This window comes from Streptomyces lucensis JCM 4490, assembly GCF_014650035.1.
Classification (GTDB): Bacteria; Actinomycetota; Actinomycetes; order Streptomycetales; family Streptomycetaceae; genus Streptomyces; species Streptomyces lucensis.
In genome coordinates this window covers 135183-153375 of sequence record NZ_BMUE01000003.1, presented here as the reverse complement: position 1 = coordinate 153375, position 18193 = coordinate 135183, and the positions used below count along the sequence as shown (strand labels likewise).

19 protein-coding genes are annotated in these 18193 nt (G+C 73.9%); 9 read left to right on the top strand and 10 right to left on the bottom strand.

The annotated features are described in order from the left end of the window. Positions 1–29 precede the first annotated feature (29 nt). Positions 30–914, top strand: a complete 885-nt coding sequence (locus IE177_RS08655; protein WP_229815950.1) for a hypothetical protein — start codon at positions 30–32, stop codon at positions 912–914. A 23-nt stretch (positions 915–937) separates the two neighbouring features. Here IE177_RS08655 and IE177_RS08650 read toward each other — a convergent pair whose 3' ends face one another. Beyond that, positions 938–1336: a nuclear transport factor 2 family protein gene (locus IE177_RS08650; RefSeq protein WP_190015081.1), complete on the bottom strand. Its 399-nt coding sequence runs from the start codon at positions 1334–1336 to the stop codon at positions 938–940. A gap of 72 nt (positions 1337–1408) precedes the next feature. On the opposite strand from IE177_RS08650, the gene IE177_RS08645 reads away from it, so the two are divergent. Both IE177_RS08645 and IE177_RS08640 read left to right on the top strand, forming a co-directional pair. Beyond that, positions 1409–1972: a PadR family transcriptional regulator gene (locus IE177_RS08645; RefSeq protein WP_190014415.1), complete on the top strand. Its 564-nt coding sequence runs from the start codon at positions 1409–1411 to the stop codon at positions 1970–1972. A 5-nt stretch (positions 1973–1977) separates the two neighbouring features. After that, complete coding sequence (locus IE177_RS08640) at positions 1978–2721, top strand: class I SAM-dependent methyltransferase (RefSeq protein WP_190014414.1); 744 nt, start codon at positions 1978–1980, stop codon at positions 2719–2721. On the opposite strand, the gene IE177_RS08635 is transcribed toward IE177_RS08640, so the two are convergent. The 5 genes from IE177_RS08635 to IE177_RS08615 all read right to left on the bottom strand — a co-directional run bounded on the left by IE177_RS08635 (position 2699) and on the right by IE177_RS08615 (position 7184). After that, positions 2699–3463, bottom strand: a complete 765-nt coding sequence (locus IE177_RS08635) for a GntR family transcriptional regulator (RefSeq protein WP_190014412.1) — start codon at positions 3461–3463, stop codon at positions 2699–2701. The genes IE177_RS08640 and IE177_RS08635 overlap by 23 nt on opposite strands. Before the next feature lie 269 nt (positions 3464–3732). Further along, positions 3733–4701 (bottom strand): acetylxylan esterase, encoded by a 969-nt coding sequence (locus tag IE177_RS08630; RefSeq protein WP_190014410.1) that lies wholly within the window; start codon positions 4699–4701, stop codon positions 3733–3735. Between the two features lie 191 nt (positions 4702–4892). Further along, positions 4893–5477 (bottom strand): Rv1733c family protein, encoded by a 585-nt coding sequence (locus IE177_RS08625; RefSeq protein ID WP_190014408.1) that lies wholly within the window; start codon positions 5475–5477, stop codon positions 4893–4895. 320 nt (positions 5478–5797) lie between these two features. Further along, positions 5798–6586 carry a ferredoxin reductase gene (locus IE177_RS08620; RefSeq protein WP_373305050.1) on the bottom strand — a complete coding sequence of 263 codons (789 nt, stop codon included), beginning with the start codon at positions 6584–6586 and terminating at the stop codon, positions 5798–5800. Beyond that, positions 6579–7184, bottom strand: a complete 606-nt coding sequence (locus IE177_RS08615) for a sulfite oxidase-like oxidoreductase (protein ID WP_190014406.1) — start codon at positions 7182–7184, stop codon at positions 6579–6581. The genes IE177_RS08620 and IE177_RS08615 overlap by 8 nt, the downstream gene beginning before the upstream one ends. Positions 7185–7414: 230 nt before the next feature. Here IE177_RS08615 and IE177_RS08610 point away from each other — a divergent pair, with 230 nt between their 5' ends. Further along, positions 7415–8176 carry a GNAT family N-acetyltransferase gene (locus IE177_RS08610; RefSeq protein ID WP_229815949.1) on the top strand — a complete coding sequence of 254 codons (762 nt, stop codon included), beginning with the start codon at positions 7415–7417 and terminating at the stop codon, positions 8174–8176. Positions 8177–8302: 126 nt separating this feature from the next. Here IE177_RS08610 and IE177_RS08605 read toward each other — a convergent pair whose 3' ends face one another. Next, the gene (locus IE177_RS08605; RefSeq protein ID WP_190014403.1) at positions 8303–8743 is read right to left on the bottom strand and encodes a MarR family winged helix-turn-helix transcriptional regulator; all 441 of its coding nucleotides are present in this window, start codon (positions 8741–8743) and stop codon (positions 8303–8305) included. 283 nt (positions 8744–9026) lie between these two features. Between IE177_RS08605 and IE177_RS08600 the strand changes: the two genes are divergently transcribed. Next, entirely contained in the window at positions 9027–9839 is an 813-nt protein-coding gene (locus IE177_RS08600; RefSeq protein ID WP_190014401.1) for a putative protein N(5)-glutamine methyltransferase, read from the top strand. 3 nt (positions 9840–9842) lie between these two features. On the opposite strand, the gene IE177_RS08595 is transcribed toward IE177_RS08600, so the two are convergent. Continuing rightward, positions 9843–11921, bottom strand: a complete 2079-nt coding sequence (locus tag IE177_RS08595; protein ID WP_190014399.1) for a SpoIIE family protein phosphatase — start codon at positions 11919–11921, stop codon at positions 9843–9845. Between the two features lie 316 nt (positions 11922–12237). Here IE177_RS08595 and IE177_RS08590 point away from each other — a divergent pair, with 316 nt between their 5' ends. The 4 genes from IE177_RS08590 to IE177_RS08575 all read left to right on the top strand — a co-directional run bounded on the left by IE177_RS08590 (position 12238) and on the right by IE177_RS08575 (position 16391). Then, entirely contained in the window at positions 12238–13119 is an 882-nt protein-coding gene (locus IE177_RS08590; RefSeq protein WP_190014397.1) for a hypothetical protein, read from the top strand. A gap of 95 nt (positions 13120–13214) precedes the next feature. Continuing rightward, positions 13215–13586 carry a hypothetical protein gene (locus tag IE177_RS08585; protein WP_190014395.1) on the top strand — a complete coding sequence of 124 codons (372 nt, stop codon included), beginning with the start codon at positions 13215–13217 and terminating at the stop codon, positions 13584–13586. Between the two features lie 185 nt (positions 13587–13771). Next, complete coding sequence (locus IE177_RS08580) at positions 13772–15787, top strand: NADPH-dependent 2,4-dienoyl-CoA reductase (protein ID WP_190014393.1); 2016 nt, start codon at positions 13772–13774, stop codon at positions 15785–15787. 31 nt (positions 15788–15818) lie between these two features. Then, positions 15819–16391: a PadR family transcriptional regulator gene (locus tag IE177_RS08575; protein WP_190014391.1), complete on the top strand. Its 573-nt coding sequence runs from the start codon at positions 15819–15821 to the stop codon at positions 16389–16391. 30 nt (positions 16392–16421) lie between these two features. On the opposite strand, the gene IE177_RS08570 is transcribed toward IE177_RS08575, so the two are convergent. Together IE177_RS08570 and IE177_RS08565 are read right to left on the bottom strand one after the other, a co-directional pair. After that, complete coding sequence (locus IE177_RS08570) at positions 16422–16961, bottom strand: hypothetical protein (protein ID WP_190014390.1); 540 nt, start codon at positions 16959–16961, stop codon at positions 16422–16424. 182 nt (positions 16962–17143) lie between these two features. Beyond that, entirely contained in the window at positions 17144–18118 is a 975-nt protein-coding gene (locus IE177_RS08565) for a fibronectin type III domain-containing protein (RefSeq protein WP_190014387.1), read from the bottom strand. Positions 18119–18193 lie beyond the last annotated feature (75 nt).

The window sequence follows — 18193 nt, the reverse complement described above, 5'->3', positions numbered from 1 at the left end:
GCCCGTCAAGCGTCCACTATGTTCGAGACATGTCCACCCCACCGCAGTCGCCGCAGCCGGCCGACCAGCCGCCCCAGCAGCCCGCGCAGCAGCCGGCCATTCCGTCCCAGCCGACGGCGTACCCCTACCCGAACCCGCAGTCCCCTCCGCCGGGGAGCTTCTACGCGCAGCCCACCCTGGTAGGCCAGCCCGCCGTCCAGCCGCCGGCCGGAGCGCCGCAGCCGGGCAATCCCTACGCCCAGGCGCCGCAGTACGGGCCGGTGCCCGTCCCGTCCGCGGGTGGTGGGGGCGGGGCCGGGAAAGCGGTGCTGTGGGCCGTGGTCGGCGCGGCCGTGGCCTCGGCCGCGTGGGCGGGCGGCGTCTTCCTGCTCGGCGGCAAGGGCGACAGCGCGGACCTGCGGGGCTACTCGTCGCCGGCCGACATGTGCTCCAGCGCCGACTACTCGTCCTTCAAGGACGAGTACACCGAGCAGGACTCCTCGCCGACCCACACGGCGCTCAAGGACACGGCGCTCGACGAGAGCTACTGCAGCCTCAGTCTGAAGAAGTCCGGCTCCACGTATGCCGACGCGTACCTCTCCATGACGCTGGACATGCACAAGAAGACCGATCCGGGGCCCGAGTTCACGGCCACCTGGAAGAAGTACGGCGACAGCCACAAGAACTACGACGTCGACCCGGTCCAGGGCATAGGTGACGAGGCGTACCTCGTCACCCAGGACACCACCAGCGGCTCCTCCAGCGGTTCCCGGTACGCGACGCTCGCCGTCCGCGACGGCTGGGTGACGTACACCATGAGCTACAGCGCCTACCTCAGCTCGTACGACGACGACAAGGACCCGCCCGTGATCAGCGAGGTGAGCGACTGGCTGAAGACGGACGCCAAGGCCACGCTGGGGCAGCTCAAGGACTGACGCCGGCCGCGAAGGCGCGTCGCTCAGGCGGACCGCGCCTCCGCCTCCTTCGCGATCTGCTCGAACCGCGCGCCCATGGCCTCGGCGAGCGCCTGGGCGCCGGACAGCGGGCGGACCATGACCGTGAAGTCGTCGATCAGGCCGTCCTCGCCCACGTGCAGGAAGTCGCAGCCGGTCAGCATGCGGTCGCCCACCCGGGCGGTGAACACCAGCGCGTGGTCGGGGCCGGCCGGGTCACCGATCTCCCGCACGTACCGGAAGTCCTCGAAGACCTCGGCGACCCCCCGCAGGATCGCCGCGGTGACATCCCTGCCGGCGTACGGCTTGAAGACGACGGGGCTGGTGAAGGCGACGTCCTCGGCCAGCAGCGCCTCGACGGCATCCATGTCTCCGGCCTCGACCGCCTCGCGGAACGCGCGCATCGAATCACCTCGCATGCTCAATTTTTTGAATAGGTGCGGAGGAGAGTAGTCAACGGCTGCTAGCCTGTCCACATGTCGCTCAAGTACGCCGTCCTGGCCGCCCTGCTGGAGGGCGAGGCCTCGGGCTACGAGCTGTCCAAGTCGTTCGACGTGGCCTTCACGAACTTCTGGCCCGCCGCGCCGCAGCAGCTCTACCGCGAACTGGAGCGCCTCGCGCAGGACGGCCTCGTGCAGGCCCGCACGGTGCAGCAGGAACGCCGGCCCAACAAGCGGCTCTTCACGCTCACCGACGCCGGCCGGGCCGAGCTGAGCGCGTTCGCCGCCGAGCCGCCGAGGCGGCCCACTGCCGTCCGCGACGAACTCCTCATCAAGATCCAGGCGATGGACGGCGGCGACCCGGAGACCACCCGCGCGTTGATCGAGGAGCGCATGGGCTGGGCGCGCGGGAAGCTCGACCGCTACCTGCGGGTGCGTGACCGCCTCCTCGACGGCCGCAGCGAGGAGGAGTACCTGCGCACCGCCGGCCGTGTCGGGCCGTACCTCACCCTCATGGCCGGGATCGGCTTCGAGGAGCAGAACCTGCGCTGGTGCGAGCGCGCTCTGACACTCGTGCGGCAGCGCGTGGCCGCGCACTGACGCCCGTGTTCGGTCCCGAAGGCCCTTCCCTGCGCGAACTCGCCGTCCAGGCGCTGTCGTCCGTCGAGCACGGCTACGACCTGCTGGCGCCGAAGTTCGACCGCACACCCTTCCGTACCCCCGGCGCGGTGCTGGACGCCGTGGCGGGGGCGCTCGCCCCGGCCGGCCCGTTCGGGGACGGACTCGACCTGTGCTGCGGCACGGGAGCCGGCACGGAGCTGCTCACCGGGCTGTGCCACCGCAGTGTCACGGGGGTCGACTTCAGCGCGGGGATGCTCGAGGTCGCCCGGCGCCGGGTGCGCCCGGCCGGCGGACCCGGGGTCGCCTGGGTGCGCGGCGACGCCCGGGCCCTGCCCTTCACGGCCGCCTTCGACCTCGTCGTCTCCTTCGGGGCGTTCGGGCACTTCCTGCCCGGCGAACTGCCCGGCCTCTTCCGCCAGGTGCGCTCGGTCCTGCGGCCCGGGGGCCGCTTCGCCTTCCCGGTGTTCGCGCCGCCCCGGCCCGCACGGGCCGCGTTCTGGACCCTGCTCGGCTTCGACGCGGCGATGCGGGTGCGCAACGCGCTGTGGCGGCCGCCGTTCGTCATGTACTACCGGACGTTCCGGCTCGGCGAGGTGCTGGGCGGGCTGCGAGACGCCGGATTCGGCGTCGAGCTGTACCCCCTGCCGGAGTTCGGGTGGCGCGCGGACGGCAGCCCGCGGGCCCGGCTGGTGGCCGCCCGGCGCCTCACCCCGCGGCCGGCAGCGTGAACTCGTAGACCAGCGCGTCCTGTTCGGCGTTCACCACCAGGTCCGTGATCTCCAGGGGGCGGGCGTACTGGTCGTGCACCCGCCGGGTGACCCGGACACAGGAGGCGTCGCCGACCTGGGTGATGGAGTCGCGGTGGTGCAGGGTCAGACCGGCCTTGCGCATCCAGTCGTACGCCCGCCGCAGCTGTGCGGGGGTCGCACCGTCGGCCCGGTCCCGGTAGCGCGCCAGCTCGGTGACCTCCGCCAGCGCCACCGCGGAGAAGGAGGTCACCGCCGTCCGCAGCGACCGGCCGTCCGGCGTGACCGACCGGTAGCGGTGCACGAGGGTCGGGCGCTGCGGAGCCAGGCACAGCGCCCGGGCGTGCTCCGGGGGCGGCGCCTCCCACGTCACGGTGGCCCGGTCGACCGCACACGGCTCCGCGGACTGCGCGCCCACCGGGAAGGTGAGCGACTCCGGCGCCTCGACCGGCCGGCCGGGCAGCGTGGCATGGCTGCCCCGCCGGTCGGTGGCGACCAGGCCGCCGCGGCGCAGCACCTCGAGTGCCTGCCGGACGGTCTCCCGGCTGACCTCGAAGTGCGCCGCCAGGTGCCGCTCGCCCGGCAGCCGTTCACCGGGCGGGATGGTGCCGTCGCGCAGTTCGCCGAGCAGCAGCGTCGCGACCCTCGCGTACAGGGGCTGGTCCTCGCTGTTCGGGGATCGGTACGGGTTGGTGGTGCGCTGGGGGGTGGTGGTGCGGGCCATGCCGCGACCTCCTGTTGGTGACAAGACGTAGCCACGCGGGCTCATTGCGCGACCACAATTAGCATTGGTCTAAACCACAAGGGAAGGGGCGTCTGCCGGTTCGGCCGAAACCCACCCCGCTGTTCAGGGGGCCGGCCCTTCGCGTGATGACGGCACCGCGCCCGGGGCGGCGGGCGCGCGAACCGCCCGCCGTTGTGACCGAAAGCCCACCGGCCCTAGGGGTGTCTCGTCGATCAGGCCGGGCTCCCGGCCTGATCGACGAGACACCCCTAGGCGTAGGACCGCAGCCAGCGCATCTGGGCCGCTTCCTGGAAGGGGCCGCCGCCCTCGTGGTCGTTGAAGTCGTACACCTCGATGGCCTTGTCCTCGTGCGCCCAGGCGTTGAACGCGGCGAACACCGTCGACGGCGGGCACGTCTCGTCCTCCAGGGCCGCCGAGAACAGGGCCGGGGCCCGGCCGCGGGCCGCGAAGTGCACGCCGTCGAAGTAGGACAGCGTGCGCAGCACGTCCGCCGCGCGGCCGCGGTGCGTCTTCAGGAAGAGGCCTATCTCCCGATAGGGGTGACGGTCCGTCAGTGTCGTCGCGCGCGGGAAGTCGCACAGGAAGGGCACGTCCGGCGCGACCGCGACCAGATCGGGGACCAGGCCGCCGACGGCGAGCGTGATGCCGCCGCCCTGGCTCGCGCCGGTCGCCACGGTCCGCGCCGCGTCCGCCAGCGGGTGCGAGCGGGCCGCCTCGACCGCGCGCACGGCGTCGGTGAACACCCGGCGGTAGTAGTAGTTCTCGGGCGCGTCGATGCCCCGCGTCATGAAACCGGGGTAGGCCGGCGCCGCGCCCACCGGGTCCGCCGTGCCGCCACCGCCGCCCCAGGCGCTGCCCTGCCCGCGGGTGTCCATCGTGAAGTGCGCCCGGCCCGTCGACGCCCACAGCAGGTTCTCGTGCGGCAGCCCGCGCCCGCCGCCGTAGCCGATGAACTCCACTACAAGCGGCAGGGGTTCGCTCGCGTCGGCCGGCAGCCGCAGCCAGCCCTTGACGGGGTGACCGCCGAACCCGGCGAACGTCACGTCGTACACGTCGACCGTGGCCAGTCCGGTGTCCACCGGCTCGAAGCGGGCGTCCAGTTCGTGCCCGCGCGCCTCCTGGAGGGTCTTCTCCCAGAAGGCGTCGAAGTCCTCGGGCCCGGTGGACCCGCTGCGGTACTCGCGCAGTTCGTCCAGTGGAAGGTCGAACAGGGACATCCGGCGACCGCCTTCGGGAAGGAGACTGTGTCGGCTCACGGTACGTGGGCGGTCCGACCGCTGACCAGGGCCGGACGGGGTGGCCCCCGGGTGTTCCGGGCGATCACCTCTTCGCTGGTCAGCGGTCGGGCAAGCGATTGCCGCCGTTGTCCGGCCGCTGACCAGCCGCCGCCGGGCACGGCGGGCCGCCCTCAGGTCCTCGGCCGGGTCCACCTCGGCCCGGTCCGGGCCCATTCCCGTTCCCAGTCGGCCAGTCGGCGGCGCATCGCGATCCGGCGTTCCACGGCGTACCCGAGGAGCACGGCGCCCGCGGCCCCGCCCGCCGAGCACAGGCCGACGGTGACCGCGTGCTGCCAGACCGCCACGTCGTCCGGCGGCGGGGCGACACCGCGGCCCCGGGAGTCGATCCACACCGTGACCACGTCACCGGTCAGGGTTCCCGCCCGTACCCGGGCCCACGTCGTGTGGGCCCCCTTGCCGGGCTCGGTCCAGCGGACCTGGGCGCGGTAGGGGTGCTCACGGTCGCCGTGCGTCGTGGCCGACCGCCGGGGCGGGTCACCGACCACGGTCGCGCGCACCTGATGGCGTTCGGCCCGCTGCGCCGCGGCTCCCGCCTGACCCTGGTCATGGGCGCGCAGGCCCGTGGCGATCCCGACCAGGGGGACGACCACGCACAGCAGGACGGCGACGACCAGCACCGTCCACGCCTCCACCATGTCCGACCTGCGCCGCAGCGGATTGCGCCGCCAACGCCAACCCCGCACCCGGGTACGCATGTCCACCTCCTCGCCACGGCCGGAGCCGGGGAGCCGGACGGCCGGTCCGTGGGCCGGCCGCCCCCGCCGCTCGCGCGTGCGAGCGTTCACCACTCGTCTCGTACCCCGTACGGCGCACCTCCGCGCACCCCGTGGGCCGTCAGTTCAAGCCCACCTGCGGCGCGGAACGCGCCATGCGCCCACGATCGCGCGGCCGGCCCCGCCGCGCGACCCGGGCGCTCGGCCACGGCCTTCGACGGCCTTCCGGCGCGGCCCTCCGGCGCGGGCATCCCCGGGGGCCGGCCGCGGAGTGGCGGCACGCGGCGGAGCGGCGGCGGAGGTCAGCCGAAACGCTCGATGCGGATGCGCTCCACCGGCTGGCCCGCCTCGACCAGCAGCCGGGAGGCGTGCTCGGCGAACCCGTTGGACCCGCACACATAGGCCTCCCACCCACCGGGGGGCTGCTCGGCGAGGAGCGGCGCCACATGTGCGGCCGTCATACGTCCCACCGGAACATTCGGCGGCGCAACGCGGGTGAACACGGTCCTCGTCTCCGGCCCCAGTTCCCGTGCGTAGATGAGCTCCCCGGGGCTCCGCGCCGACACCAGCATCCGCAGCGGGACGGTGAGGCCGCGCGCCCGGTGGTGGCGGACCATCGACATCAGCGGCACGATTCCGGAGCCGGCGCCCAGCAGCAGCGCCGGCCGGTCGCCGGGCCAGGCGAAGAAGCCGCTCAGCGGACCGCGTACCTCCACCGTGTCACCGGGCCGGGCCACCGTGTGGAACCAGCCGGACACCTCGCCGTCCGGCACGTGGTCCAGGGTCAGCTCGATGTGTCCGGAACCGTCCGGCGCCGACGCCATCGAGTAGTGGCGCTGTGCCGTGTAGCCGTCCTCGGCGGTCAGCCGCAGCATCAGGTGCTGTCCGGGCAGATGGCCGGCCCACCGCGGCACCGCCAGGCGGAACGTGGCCGCGTGCGGGGTCTCCCGCCGGATCCCGGTCAGCGTGGCGGTCTGCCACGCCGTCGCGGCCTGCGGGCTCACCGCGATGCGCCCGGGCACCGCGAAGCGCCTCGCCGTGACGCCGGGGCCGAAGGGGATCGCGAGGGCGGGGGTGGTCGTCTCAGTCACCGGAGTACCGCTGCTCCTGCCAGGGGTTGCCGCGCGCGTGGTAGCCGTTCCGCTCCCAGAAGCCCGGCTCGTCGTGGTCGAGCAGCGTGAGGCCGGCGATCCACTTGGCGCTCTTCCAGAAGTACAGGTGGGGTACCAGCAGCCGCGCCGGACCGCCGTGCTCCGGGGGCAGCGGAGCGCCGTCGTACTCCCAGACGATCCAGGCACGCCCGCCGGTCAGGTCGGCCAGCGGCAGGCCGGTGGTGTAGCCGGTGTGGGAACGGGCGAGGACATGGGTGGCGGACCCGTGTGGCCGCACCATACGGAAGAAGGCGTCCAGCGAGACACCGCCGAACCGCACGCCGAACTTCGACCAGCCGGTCACGCAGTGGATGTCACCGTCGTACGCCGACGCGGGCAGGGCGTGCGCCGCGTCCCAGTCCCAGGTGTGCGGCCGCTCCACCAGGCCGTCGATGCCGAAGGACCAGTCGGCGGGCGCGAGATCGGGGGTGACCTCGGCGGACAGGACGGGCCAGTCGTCGCCCGCGTCGTACTGCCCGGGCGGCAGTCCCGGATCGTGGACGCGCGGGCGGCCCGTGAAGCCTCGCGTGACGTTCATGCTTCAACCGTACGCTGTGGTTCCGTACGCCCTCGCCCCGGCCGGCCGCCGGCCGTTGCGGCCGTGTGAACTCTCCCGCACCGGGCCGGGAGGCGGGAATACGGGCCCGGCGCCGCTCCTTGGCGCTCAGTGCCGGCCGTTCGCGCCGGCGGCGGCGCGAGAGGAGTGAGGGAGAGGGAATGAAGGATGCCCAAGGCCCGCGTCTTCAGGACAGTCACCGGGGTGCCCGCGTGAGCCCGGCCGGGAGCCACGGCGTCCCCGGCACGGCCGCCGCGGGTGCCCCGCACGTCCTCGACAACCCCGCCCACGCCTCCCTCACCGGGCCGCACGCCCGTTTCGCCGAGCGGCGCGGCCGGGTGCTGCGCTACCCCGTCGACGTGTCCCCCTGGTCGGCGCTGCCCGACGAGCCGGACGCGCGGGACTGGTCGGACCTCGCCGCGCTGGCCGGACCCGGATGCGAGGTCCCGCTGGCCGGCTTCCGCGGCGAGGTGCCGGAGGGCTGGGAGGTCACCTTCCGGATGGCGGGCGTGCAGTTCGTGGACGACGGCCTCGCCGCCGCGCCGGACGCGGAGGCGGTCCGTCTCGGTCCGGCGGACGTGCCCGAGATGCTGGACCTCGTGCGACGCGCGCGGCCGGGACCGTTCCTGGCGCGCACCGTCGAGCTCGGCACCTATCTCGGCATCCGCCGCGACGGCGCGCTGATCGCCATGGCGGGGGAGCGGCTGCACCCGCCGGGCTGGACCGAGATCAGCGCGGTCTGCACCGACGCGGCCTTCCGCGGCGAGGGTCTCGCCACCCGCCTGATCCTCGCGGTGGCGCACGGCATCCGGGAGCGCGGCGAGACACCGTTCCTGCACACGGGCGCCGGCAACACGGGCGCCATCCGGCTGTACGAGTCCCTCGGCTTCCGGCTGCGCCGCCGTACGGAGTTCCTGGCGGCCCGGGCCCCGCGGCGGCTCACGGACGACCGGGCGGCGCTGCCGGTGGCATGACCGGCCACCGGCACGGTCGCGGTCATCACCGGTCGGCCACGTCCCCCGCCGGCACGGCCGAGCCCCCACCGGCACCGGCGCGCCCCCACCGGGACTGCCGCGTCCCACCACCGGCCGGCCCCCGGCTCACTGAGGCTCCGCGCCGCCCGCGCCCCCGTTGTACCGCTCCAGGTAGGCGGCGAACCGCACCAGGTCCTCCTCCGGCCAGTCCGCGAGCCGCTCCCGGAACGCGGACCGGCGGCTGCGGGTCACCTGGGCGAGGATCTCCTGGCCGGCCCCGGTCAGGTGCAGCACCTGCACCCGGTGGTCCTCCGGGTCCGGACGGCGTTCGATCAGCCCGGCCCGCTCCAGCGCGGCCACCTGGCGGCTCACCGTGGACTTGTCCAGGGCGTAGTGGGCGGCCAGGTCGGTCGCCCGGCACCCGCCGCTCTCCTCCAGGTGCCCCAGCAGGGTGTAGGAGACCAGTGACAGCTCGGGGTGCATGCGTCCCGCCGAGGCACGGGCCCGGCGGGCGAAGACCGTCATCTCGCGCTGGATGATCTCGACGGCCGACTCCGCTGCGCTCACGGCGACACCTCCTCGGCGTTCTGGTTGCAGAGTACAACTTGAGGGGGGTCCTCGGCGTCCGAGCGGCCGCACCCCGTGAACTCCGCGCGCTCCACGGCCCGTAGGGGCCTTGGGGTAGGGTGGCCCCCGGCCGCGGACGCCCGCGGCCCCGACGTGGAGGAGGTGAGACCCATTACCGCTGTGTCAGCTGGGGTGCTCTCTCCCGAAGACGGCGCGGAACACCGGCAGCGGTGACCGCGGGAGCGCCCTCAGGCCTCGCGCTCCCGAAAGGCTTCCGGCTCCCGTGCCCTCCTCGTTTCCCGACCTGCCCGCTTCCCCCGATTCCCCCCCTCCCGCTCCCGCGGTCGTCGCCGCGCTGCGCGCCGCCGGCTGCGTCTTCGCCGAGGAGGAGGCGGAACTCATCCTCGCGGCCGCCCGCACCCCTGCCGAGCTGACCTCGATGGTCGACCGGCGTGTGGCCGGTCTCCCGCTCGAACAGGTCCTCGGCTGGGCCGAGTTCCACGGACTGCGCGTCACGGTGGAGCCGGGGGTGTTCGTCCCCCGCCGCCGTACCGAGTTCCTCGTCGGCCAGGCGCTGGCCACGGCGCCCCGGGCGACCGTGGTCGTGGACCTGTGCTGCGGATCCGGCGCGATCGGCGCGGCCCTCGCGGCCGGCCTGGACGGTGCCGAGGTGCACGCGGCCGACATCGATCCGGCCGCCGTGCGCTGCGCCCGCGGCAACCTCGCCGCCTTCGGCGGCCGGGCCCACGAGGGCGACCTGTACGACGCCCTGCCCGCCGTTCTGCGCGGTCGCGTCGAGATCCTGACGGCCAACGTGCCCTATGTCCCCACCGCCGAGGTGCCCCTGCTGCCGGCCGAGGCGCGCGACCACGAGCCGGCCGTCGCCCTCGACGGCGGCGCGGACGGCCTCGACGTGCTGCGCCGCGTGGCCGCCGCGGCCCCCGAATGGCTCGCGCCCGGCGGCTGTCTGCTGACCGAGACCAGCGAACGCCAGGCCCCGGCGGCCCTCGGGGTCCTCGCCGAGGCGGGCCTGACCGCCCGTCTGGCCGTGTCGGAGGAGTGGTACGCGCACGTCGTGATCGGCCTGCTGCCGTGACCGCTACGGCAGTCGCTGCGCCCGGGCGATGAGCAGGGCCACGTCGTCGTGGTTGTCGGGCTGGTGCAGCGTCCGCAGGAGGAGGTCGCAGGTCTCCTCCAGGGGGCGCGCGGGGTCGTCGAGCAGGGAGAGCAGGAAGTCCAGCCGCTCGTCCAGCGAGTGACGGCGGGTCTCCACCAGACCGTCGGTGTAGAACACCAGCACGTCACCGGGCTCGAAATCGACCGTGACGGTGGAGAACTCGACCCCGCCCACGCCGAGCGGCACACCGGTGGGCAGGTCGAGCAGTTCCGGCGGACGGCCCGGCCGCACCCGGGCGGGCGGCAGGTGGCCGGCGTTGGCGATCCGGCACTGACGCAGCTGCGGGTCGTGGACGGCGTAGACGCAGGTGGCGATGGAGTGGTCCAGGGCGGAGGTCGTCTTGTCCAGGTGCTCCAGCAGCAGGGCCGGGTCGAGGCCGAGCGCGGCCAGGGTGGTCGTCGCGGTGCGCAGCCGGCCCATGGTCGCGGCCGCGCTGATGCCGCTGCCCATCACGTCGCCCACCACGAGCGCGGTCCTGCCGCCCTCCAGCGGGATGACGTCGAACCAGTCGCCGCCCACCTCGCTGGTGGCGCCCGCGGGCTGGTACCGCGAGGCCACTTCCAGGCCCGTGGTCACCGGGGGATGGCTCGGCAGCAGGCTGCGCTGCAGGGTGAGCGCGGTGGTGCGGGCGTTCTGGTACCAGCGCGCGTTGTCGATCTGCACCGCCGCGCGGGCGGCCAGTTCGCGGGCGAGCAGGACGTCGTCCTCGTCGAAAGGCGCCGGATTGCGGGTGCGTTTGAGGTCGAGGGCGCCCAGGACCTCGCCGCGCGCGATCAGGGGCACCGCGAGGTAGGAGTGCAGGCCCGCACGGCCCAGCAGCACGGCCGCCTCGGCGGAGCGGGCGATGCGCGGCAGGTCCTCCTCCGTCACCCGCGGGACGAGGACCGCCTCGCCCGTACGGACGCATTCGGTGACCAGGCGGTCGGGCGCGTACCGGGCGATCCGGCCGGGTTCGTCGGCGGCCCGCACGGCGTCGGTGTCCTCCGCCGGGCGTACGGCGAGCGCGCGGATCACCGCCGACTCCGAGGGACTGAGCGTGCTGGGCCGGCCCTCCACCACAGCGTCCAGCAGGTCCACGGCCGCCACGTCCGCCAGGTCCGGTACGGCGACTTCGGCCAGCTCGCAGGCGGTGCGCTCCAGCTCGAGCGTCGTACCGATCCGCGCCGAGGCGTCGGCGATGACCGCGAGACGGCGCCGCGCGGCCTCCGCCGCCAGCCAGGTCCGGTGCTGCTCGGTGACGTCGACCTGCGAGGCGGCCACGCCGAGCACGTTGCCCATCGTGTCCTCGAGCCGGTACAGCGAGTGCGACCACGTGTGGTCCCGGCCGGGGTCCGCGGCGGTACGGCCGACGAGCGTGTGGTCGACCAGGGCCACGCCCGTCTCCAGCACCCGCCGGGCGACGGCCTCCAGGGAGCCGGCGTACTCCGGCGGCAGCACCTCCCGCAGCCCCTTGCCGACGTGGTCGGCGGCCGGGAGGCCGTTGATCCGCTCCAGGGCCGGGTTCACCGAGACGAAGCGCAGGTCCGTGTCCAGGACGCCGTACCCGATCGGTGACTGCTCCACCATCCGCTCGGACAGGGCCACGTCCTGCTCCAGCCGCCGTACGGTCGACTGGTCGGCGGCGAGCCCGAGGGCGTAGACGTCACCGCGGTCGTCGAGCAGCCGCATGTTGCGGAACTCCACCAGGCGGGTGCTGCCGTCCTTGCGCCGGATCGGGAAGCCGCCGGCCCAGCTCTGCCCGGTGCGCATGACGTCGGCGAAGAGTCTGCCGACCAGCTTGATGTGCCGTTCGTGCACCATCAGCCGGGCCGCGTACTGGCCGAGGGCCTCCCGCGAGGAGTACCCGAACAGCTCCTCCGCCTGCGGGCTCCACAGCACCACCCGGCCGTCGCTGTCGAGCACCACCGACGCGACGCGCAGCACGTCGAGCAGCCCGCCCGGCCGCAGCGGCCCCCGCGCGGGCTCCTCGCCCTCGGACACCGGAGCCTCGGCTGCACTCATGCCACGCACCGCCTTCGCCCGCTCGCACGGCACGCCGTCCCCCGTGCCGACTCCCCTTGTTCCACCGCGCTCACACGACTCTCCGAGGCCCTCGCCGTCCACCTCCACCATCCCTCACCACGGCGGCCGGCGTCCGCCGACGCGGCCACCCGGGGGTGCGCGCGACGCGGACCGCCCGGAGGCCGACCGTACCGGGCGAAGTCCGTGCGCCGTGAGAGTTCACACCCATGTTCCGCATTTGGTCTGTACATGACTACCGTGCCACGCCAGACTGTCCGCCGACCGAGTGCCCCCATCCCCGTCCGAGGAGTCGGCCATGCCCGCGCCCGCCCGGCAACGTTGCCACGCAGTCCTCGCCGGACTCGTCACCCTCGCCACCGCCGCAGTCGTGTCCCTCGCCGCGACCCCGCCGGCCGCCGCGGCGGACACCTGGACCGAGATCGGCTCGGACCGCGCCGATCCGCTGACCGAGAGCCAGGGCCTGGCCTCGGTGGAGGTGCCGGCGAACAGCCCCAACCGCTACACCGGCATCGGCACCGTCCCGCTGGGTCTCTCCACTCGCGGCTGGAACCACGTCGGTGACCCGGACGCCTCGTACGACGGCCACTACATCGAGCCCTACCAGCGGGACGACGGCAACTCGAAGATGTTCCGCGTGCGGGCGCCCGGCGGCGCCTGGTCGGAGTACGTCCACGCGCTCGGTCCCGGCGAGGCCCTGAACAACTCCTGGGACGCCGTCTCGCCCGACGGCCAGTGGATGCTGGCGGGGGAGTGGGGCACGATGACCCGGCTGCTGGTCTTCCCGACCCCGGGGGTCAACGCGAGCACCTCGCCGTCGGCGAACCTCCCGCAGGTCTCGGCCGTCGGCCTCGACCACGCCGTCCGCGACGTGCAGGGCTGCGACTTCTCCGGCCCCACGACCCTGCTGTGCTCCTCCGACGACCCCGACGGGAGCCTGTTCGGCATCACCAAGCCGCTGCTGCGCATCGACCTCTCCGCCCCGCCGAACGGCTCCGCGGACGTCTCCGGCCATGTCACGGCGCTGCGCCCGCTGCCGCTGCGCAGCGCCTGCCCGGGCGGCTTCGAGGCGGAGGGCATCGACTACGACCGGCGCACCGGCATCCTGCGGGTGATCGTTATCTCGCCCGGCTTCTGCGTGCTGACGGACAGCAAGACGTACAAGTTCTCGCTCGGCTGAGGTGTGCGCCGGGGCCCGCGGTGATTTCCTGAGGATGGACGCCGCTCGGCGGGGTACCCCGTTCCACCGCAGCGCGGCCACGAGAGGAGCGATCCATGGCAGACACGGAGCGGTCGCATCCGGAAACCGTCACGGTGGAGATCAGCGGCTCGAAGGAGGATGCCCGCCTGGTCTTCCAGGCACTGAGGTCCTGCTTCGCGACCGACCGGGGCGCGGACGAGGAACCCCAGCAGCTCCACGAGACCCGGCCCATGGTGTGGCTCGGCACGTACGACGTGGCGGACGCCCGTGAACAGGGCTGTCCACCGGTCCACCTCCAGGCGTCCGTCCAGGCGGACGTCCAGGGCGGATACTGGGCCGTCGACCGGTTCCGCACCACCCTGGACTCGATGTTCACCGTGCAGGAGACCTGCACGGCCTCCGGCGACCAGGAGCGGGACCTGCACCTGAGGCTGGAGAGCCGCTGACGCACCCGACACCAGGGCGGTACGCCCCGGCCGGCCCACCGCCGGCCGGGGCGTACCGCGTGTGCCCCCGGCACCGGCGGCCACGGAGTGGCTCGCATCACCCGTCCGTGGTTGTGCAACTTGTTGCACAAACCTGTGCGCGTCCTCTAGAACAAGAGGCGACCGCACCGCGCACGGAGGGCCCGATGAGCCGATACCCGCACCTGATGACCCCGCTCGACCTCGGCTTCACCACCTTGCCCAACCGCGTGCTCATGGGTTCCATGCACGTCGGCCTGGAGGAGGCCGAGCACGGATTCGAGCGCATGGCGGCCTTCTACGCGGCCCGCGCGCGAGGGGGAGTCGGGCTCATCGTCACCGGCGGCATCGCGCCCAACGACGAGGGCCGGCCGTACGAGGGGGGCGCGAAGCTCACCACCGAGGCCGAGGCCGAGCAGCACCGGATGGTCACCGAGGCCGTGCACCGCGAGGGCGGCCGGATCGCGATGCAGATCCTGCACTTCGGCCGGTACGCCTACCACAAGGACCTCGTCGCCCCGAGCCCGCTGCAGGCGCCGATCAGCCCCTTCGTGCCGAACGAGCTGAGCGACGCCGACGTCGAGCGGACCATCGACGACTACGCCCGCGCCGCCCGCCTCGCCCGGCAGGCCGGCTACGACGGCGTCGAGATCATGGGCTCCGAGGGCTACCTCGTCAACGAGTTCACCGCTGCCCGGACCAACCGGCGCACCGACCGCTGGGGCGGCTCCTACGAGAACCGCATGCGCTTCCCCGTCGAGATCGTCAGGCGGGTGCGCGAGGCCGTCGGCGAGGACTTCATCGTCATCTACCGGCTGTCCATGCTGGACCTGGTCCCCGGCGGCTCCTCCCTGGCGGAGGTGATCGCCCTCGGCAGGGCCGTCGAGGACGCCGGCGCGACCATCATCAACACCGGCATAGGCTGGCACGAGGCCCGCATCCCGACCATCGCCACCTCCGTGCCGCGCGGCGCGTACACCTGGGTCACCAAGCGGCTCATGGGCGAGGTCTCCGTCCCGCTGGTGACCACCAACCGCATCAACACCCCCGAGCTGGCGGAGGAGCTGCTGGCCGGCGGCTGCGCGGACATGGTGTCCATGGCCCGCCCGATGCTCGCCGACCCCGACTTCGTCGCCAAGGCCGCCGCCGGGACGCCGGAGGCCATCAACACCTGCATCGGCTGCAACCAGGCCTGCCTCGACCACACCTTCAGCGGGCAGATCACCTCCTGCCTGGTCAACCCGCGCGCCTGCCACGAGACCGAGCTGGTGCTGACGCCCACCCGGCTGAAGAAGCGCGTCGCCGTCGTCGGCGCCGGCCCGGCCGGCCTCGCCTGCGCGGTCTCCGCCGCCGAACGCGGCCACCAGGTCACCCTGTTCGACGCCGGGAGCGAGATCGGCGGCCAGCTCAACGTCGCCCGCAGGGTCCCCGGCAAGCAGGAGTTCGACGAGACCCTGCGCTACTTCCGCCACCAGCTGCGGGCCCACGACGTCGACGTGCGCCTCGGCACCTGGGTCACCCCCGAGACCGTGGCCGGCTACGACGAGGTCGTCGTCGCCACCGGCGTCACCCCGCGCACCCCCGACATCCCCGGCGTCGACCACCCCAGCGTCCTCGGCTACCTCGACGTGCTGCAGGGCGGCGCATCCGTCGGCGAGCGCGTCGCCGTCCTCGGCGCCGGCGGCATCGGCTTCGACGTCGCCGAGTACCTCACCGACGCCGGCGACAAGGCGAGCGAGGACCCGCGGACGTACTTCGCGCACTGGGGCGTCGACATGGAATACCGGGAGGCGGGCGGCCTGGCCGCGCCGCGGCGCCCCGCCCCGCCCCGCACCGTCCACCTGCTCCAGCGCAAGCCCACCAAGGTCGGCGCGGGACTCGGCAAGACCACCGGCTGGATCCACCGCACCGAGCTGAAGCACCGCGGCGTGACCATGGTCCCGGGCGTGCGCTACGACCGCATCGACGACGCCGGCCTGCACATCACGGTCGGCGAGGAGAGCACCGTGCTGGAGGTCGACACGGTGGTGCTGTGCACCGGCCAGGAGCCGCGGCGCGACCTGTACGAGGAACTGGTCGCCGCCGGGTGCAGCGCCCACCTGATCGGCGGTGCCGACGTCGCGGCCGAGCTGGACGCCAAGCGGGCCATCAAGCAGGGCACGGAGCTGGCGGCGGCGCTGTAGGGTCCGCGTCCGGCATCCCTAGGATGAGTCCATGTCACTCCCGCACGCGATCCTCACCGCCCTGCTGGAAAAGCCGTCGTCGGGGCTGGAGCTGACGCGCCGGTTCGACAAGTCGATCGGCTACTTCTGGTCCGCGACGCACCAGCAGATCTACCGCGAGCTGGGGAGACTGGAGGCGGAAGGGCTCATCCGCACGCTGCCGGCCGAGCAGCCGGCCCGCGGGCAGCGCAAGAACTACGAGGTCCTGCCCGCGGGCCGCGCCGAACTGGCGCGCTGGACCGCGGCCGCGCACGATCCCAAGCCCCACCGGGACGTCCTGTTCCTGCGGCTGCGCGCCGCGGCCGTGGTCGGCACGGGGGGCCTGGAGGCCGATCTGCGCCGCCATCTGGAACTGCACCGGCGTCAGCTGGCCAAGTATCAGGAGATCGAGGACCGCGACTTCCCGCCGGACCGGGACAGCCCGCAGGACCGGCTGCGCCATCTGGTCCTGCGGGCCGGCATCGACCTGGAGACGTTCTGGACCCAGTGGCTCACCCACGCCCTGTCGGAGTTCGCCGAACTGTCCGGCGAGGGAGCGGGGAACCGCGAGCCGGCCGACGGCTGACGGCCGCCGGCCGGGACGCGCGGCGGTGTTTCAGAGCCGGTACGGCTTCGAGCGGCGGCGCAGGAACCAGCCCGCGGCGACGGCACCGGCGCCGACCAGGGCCGCGCCGATGCCCAGTGTCAGCGCGCCGTAGTCGCGGACGGCCCCGCCCAGACCGCCCGCCACACCCCGGGAGGGGGCCGGCTTGGTCGTCGCCGAGATCGTCGGGCGCGAGGAGGCGGAGACGATGACCGACTGGCTGCCCGCGGTGCTGCCGCTGGAGCAGACCACGACCACGGTGTAGGTCCCCGGGCTCACCCCCGTCCAGGCCGCGGACTGGCTGACGGTCGTGCCCGACAGGGCCACCTGGCGGCCCTGGGAGAAGCTCGCCTGACGGCTCGTGAGCAGCGCCGCGCTGCCCCAGCTGCCGTTGATCTGGGTGCACGCGCTGGTGACCACCGACACGGTGGATCCGGTGGTGCTCACGGAGATGCCCGAGGCCGCGGCGGACGGCCCGGCGAGCGCGGCCGGGAGCGTGGCGGCGGCCGCCAGCGTCAGGCCGGAACGGAGGAGAAGTCGCGAGTTGTCCATGGGCTTGCCTCCGACGGCACGGTTGGCGGTACGTCATGTGCGCCGCCGTAGGGTCGGGAGTCGTCCGTGCTGCCTCAACCGCAGCAAACGCGGTGCCGGGGCCGCCCGCACTCGGGACACGCCCGCTCGGGTGACGCCTTCCGCCGTCCGGCGCAAGGCGACACGCCGACGGCGTGCGCCCGTCAGCCTTCCGTGGTCACGGTCCGCTCCGCCGAATAGCCGCCCCAGGTCCCGTCGGGCAGCCGCGCCCGCAGCCGCACCCGGTGTTCCTCTCCGGCGGTCCGGCCCGCGTAGAAGCTGTAGTGTGCCCGGCCGCGCGGCGGGGTGCCGCCCCACACCAGCGAGGTGGCCGCGGCCCCGTCGAGCTGGACGCGGTACTCGGTGACCAGACCGTCCGTGCGGGGCGGGACCCAGGACAGGTCGATGTAGTAGGCCCCGCCCGCGCGGTGGGTGGCCGCGGTGAAGCCGGTGGGTGCGGTGGCCCGGCCGTCGTCGGTGCCCGGGGTGGCGAGACGGACCGTGCCGCTCGCCGCGGAGACGTTCCCGGCGGCGTCCCGGGCCCGCACCGTGAAGACGTAGGCGGTGCCGGGACGCAGTCCGGTGACCACGGTCGCGGTCCGGTTCCCGCCGACGCTGTGGATCTTCACACCGCCCTGGTGGACGTCGTACGACACCACGCCCCGGTCGTCCCGGGACGCGCCCCAGGACAGTCGCACCGCGCGACTGCCGACGGCCCGCCCGGCGGGACCGGGCGGCCGGCTCGGTGCCGACCGGTCGGCCGCAGTCATGGCCGGTGTACGGGCCCGCACCGCCCGGCTCGGCGGGCCGAGGCGCCCCTGGGTGTCCCGGGCCCGCACGGTGAACGCGTACACGGTGGACGGCCTGAGCCTGGTGACGTCCACCATGTGCTGCGAACCCGGCACCTCCTTCACCTTCGTGGCGCCGCGGAATATCTCGTAGACGCGGATGCCGGGCGTGTCCGTGACGGCGTTCCACATCACGTGCACGCTGGTGGCGCTGCCCGCCGCCGCGGTCACCCCGGCCGGCGCCCCGGGCGCCCGGCCCTCGTCCCCGCCGGCGGGCCGGCCCCAGCCGCAGGACGCGACGAGCAGCAGGGCCCCGCAGGCCAGTACGGGCGGGAGGGGAACGCGTCGCACGGCTCTGCCCTCCCGGGGACGGCATCGGCATCTCGGAAAAGGTCCGGACCAATATGGCCCGGCGTGTGCGGCCCC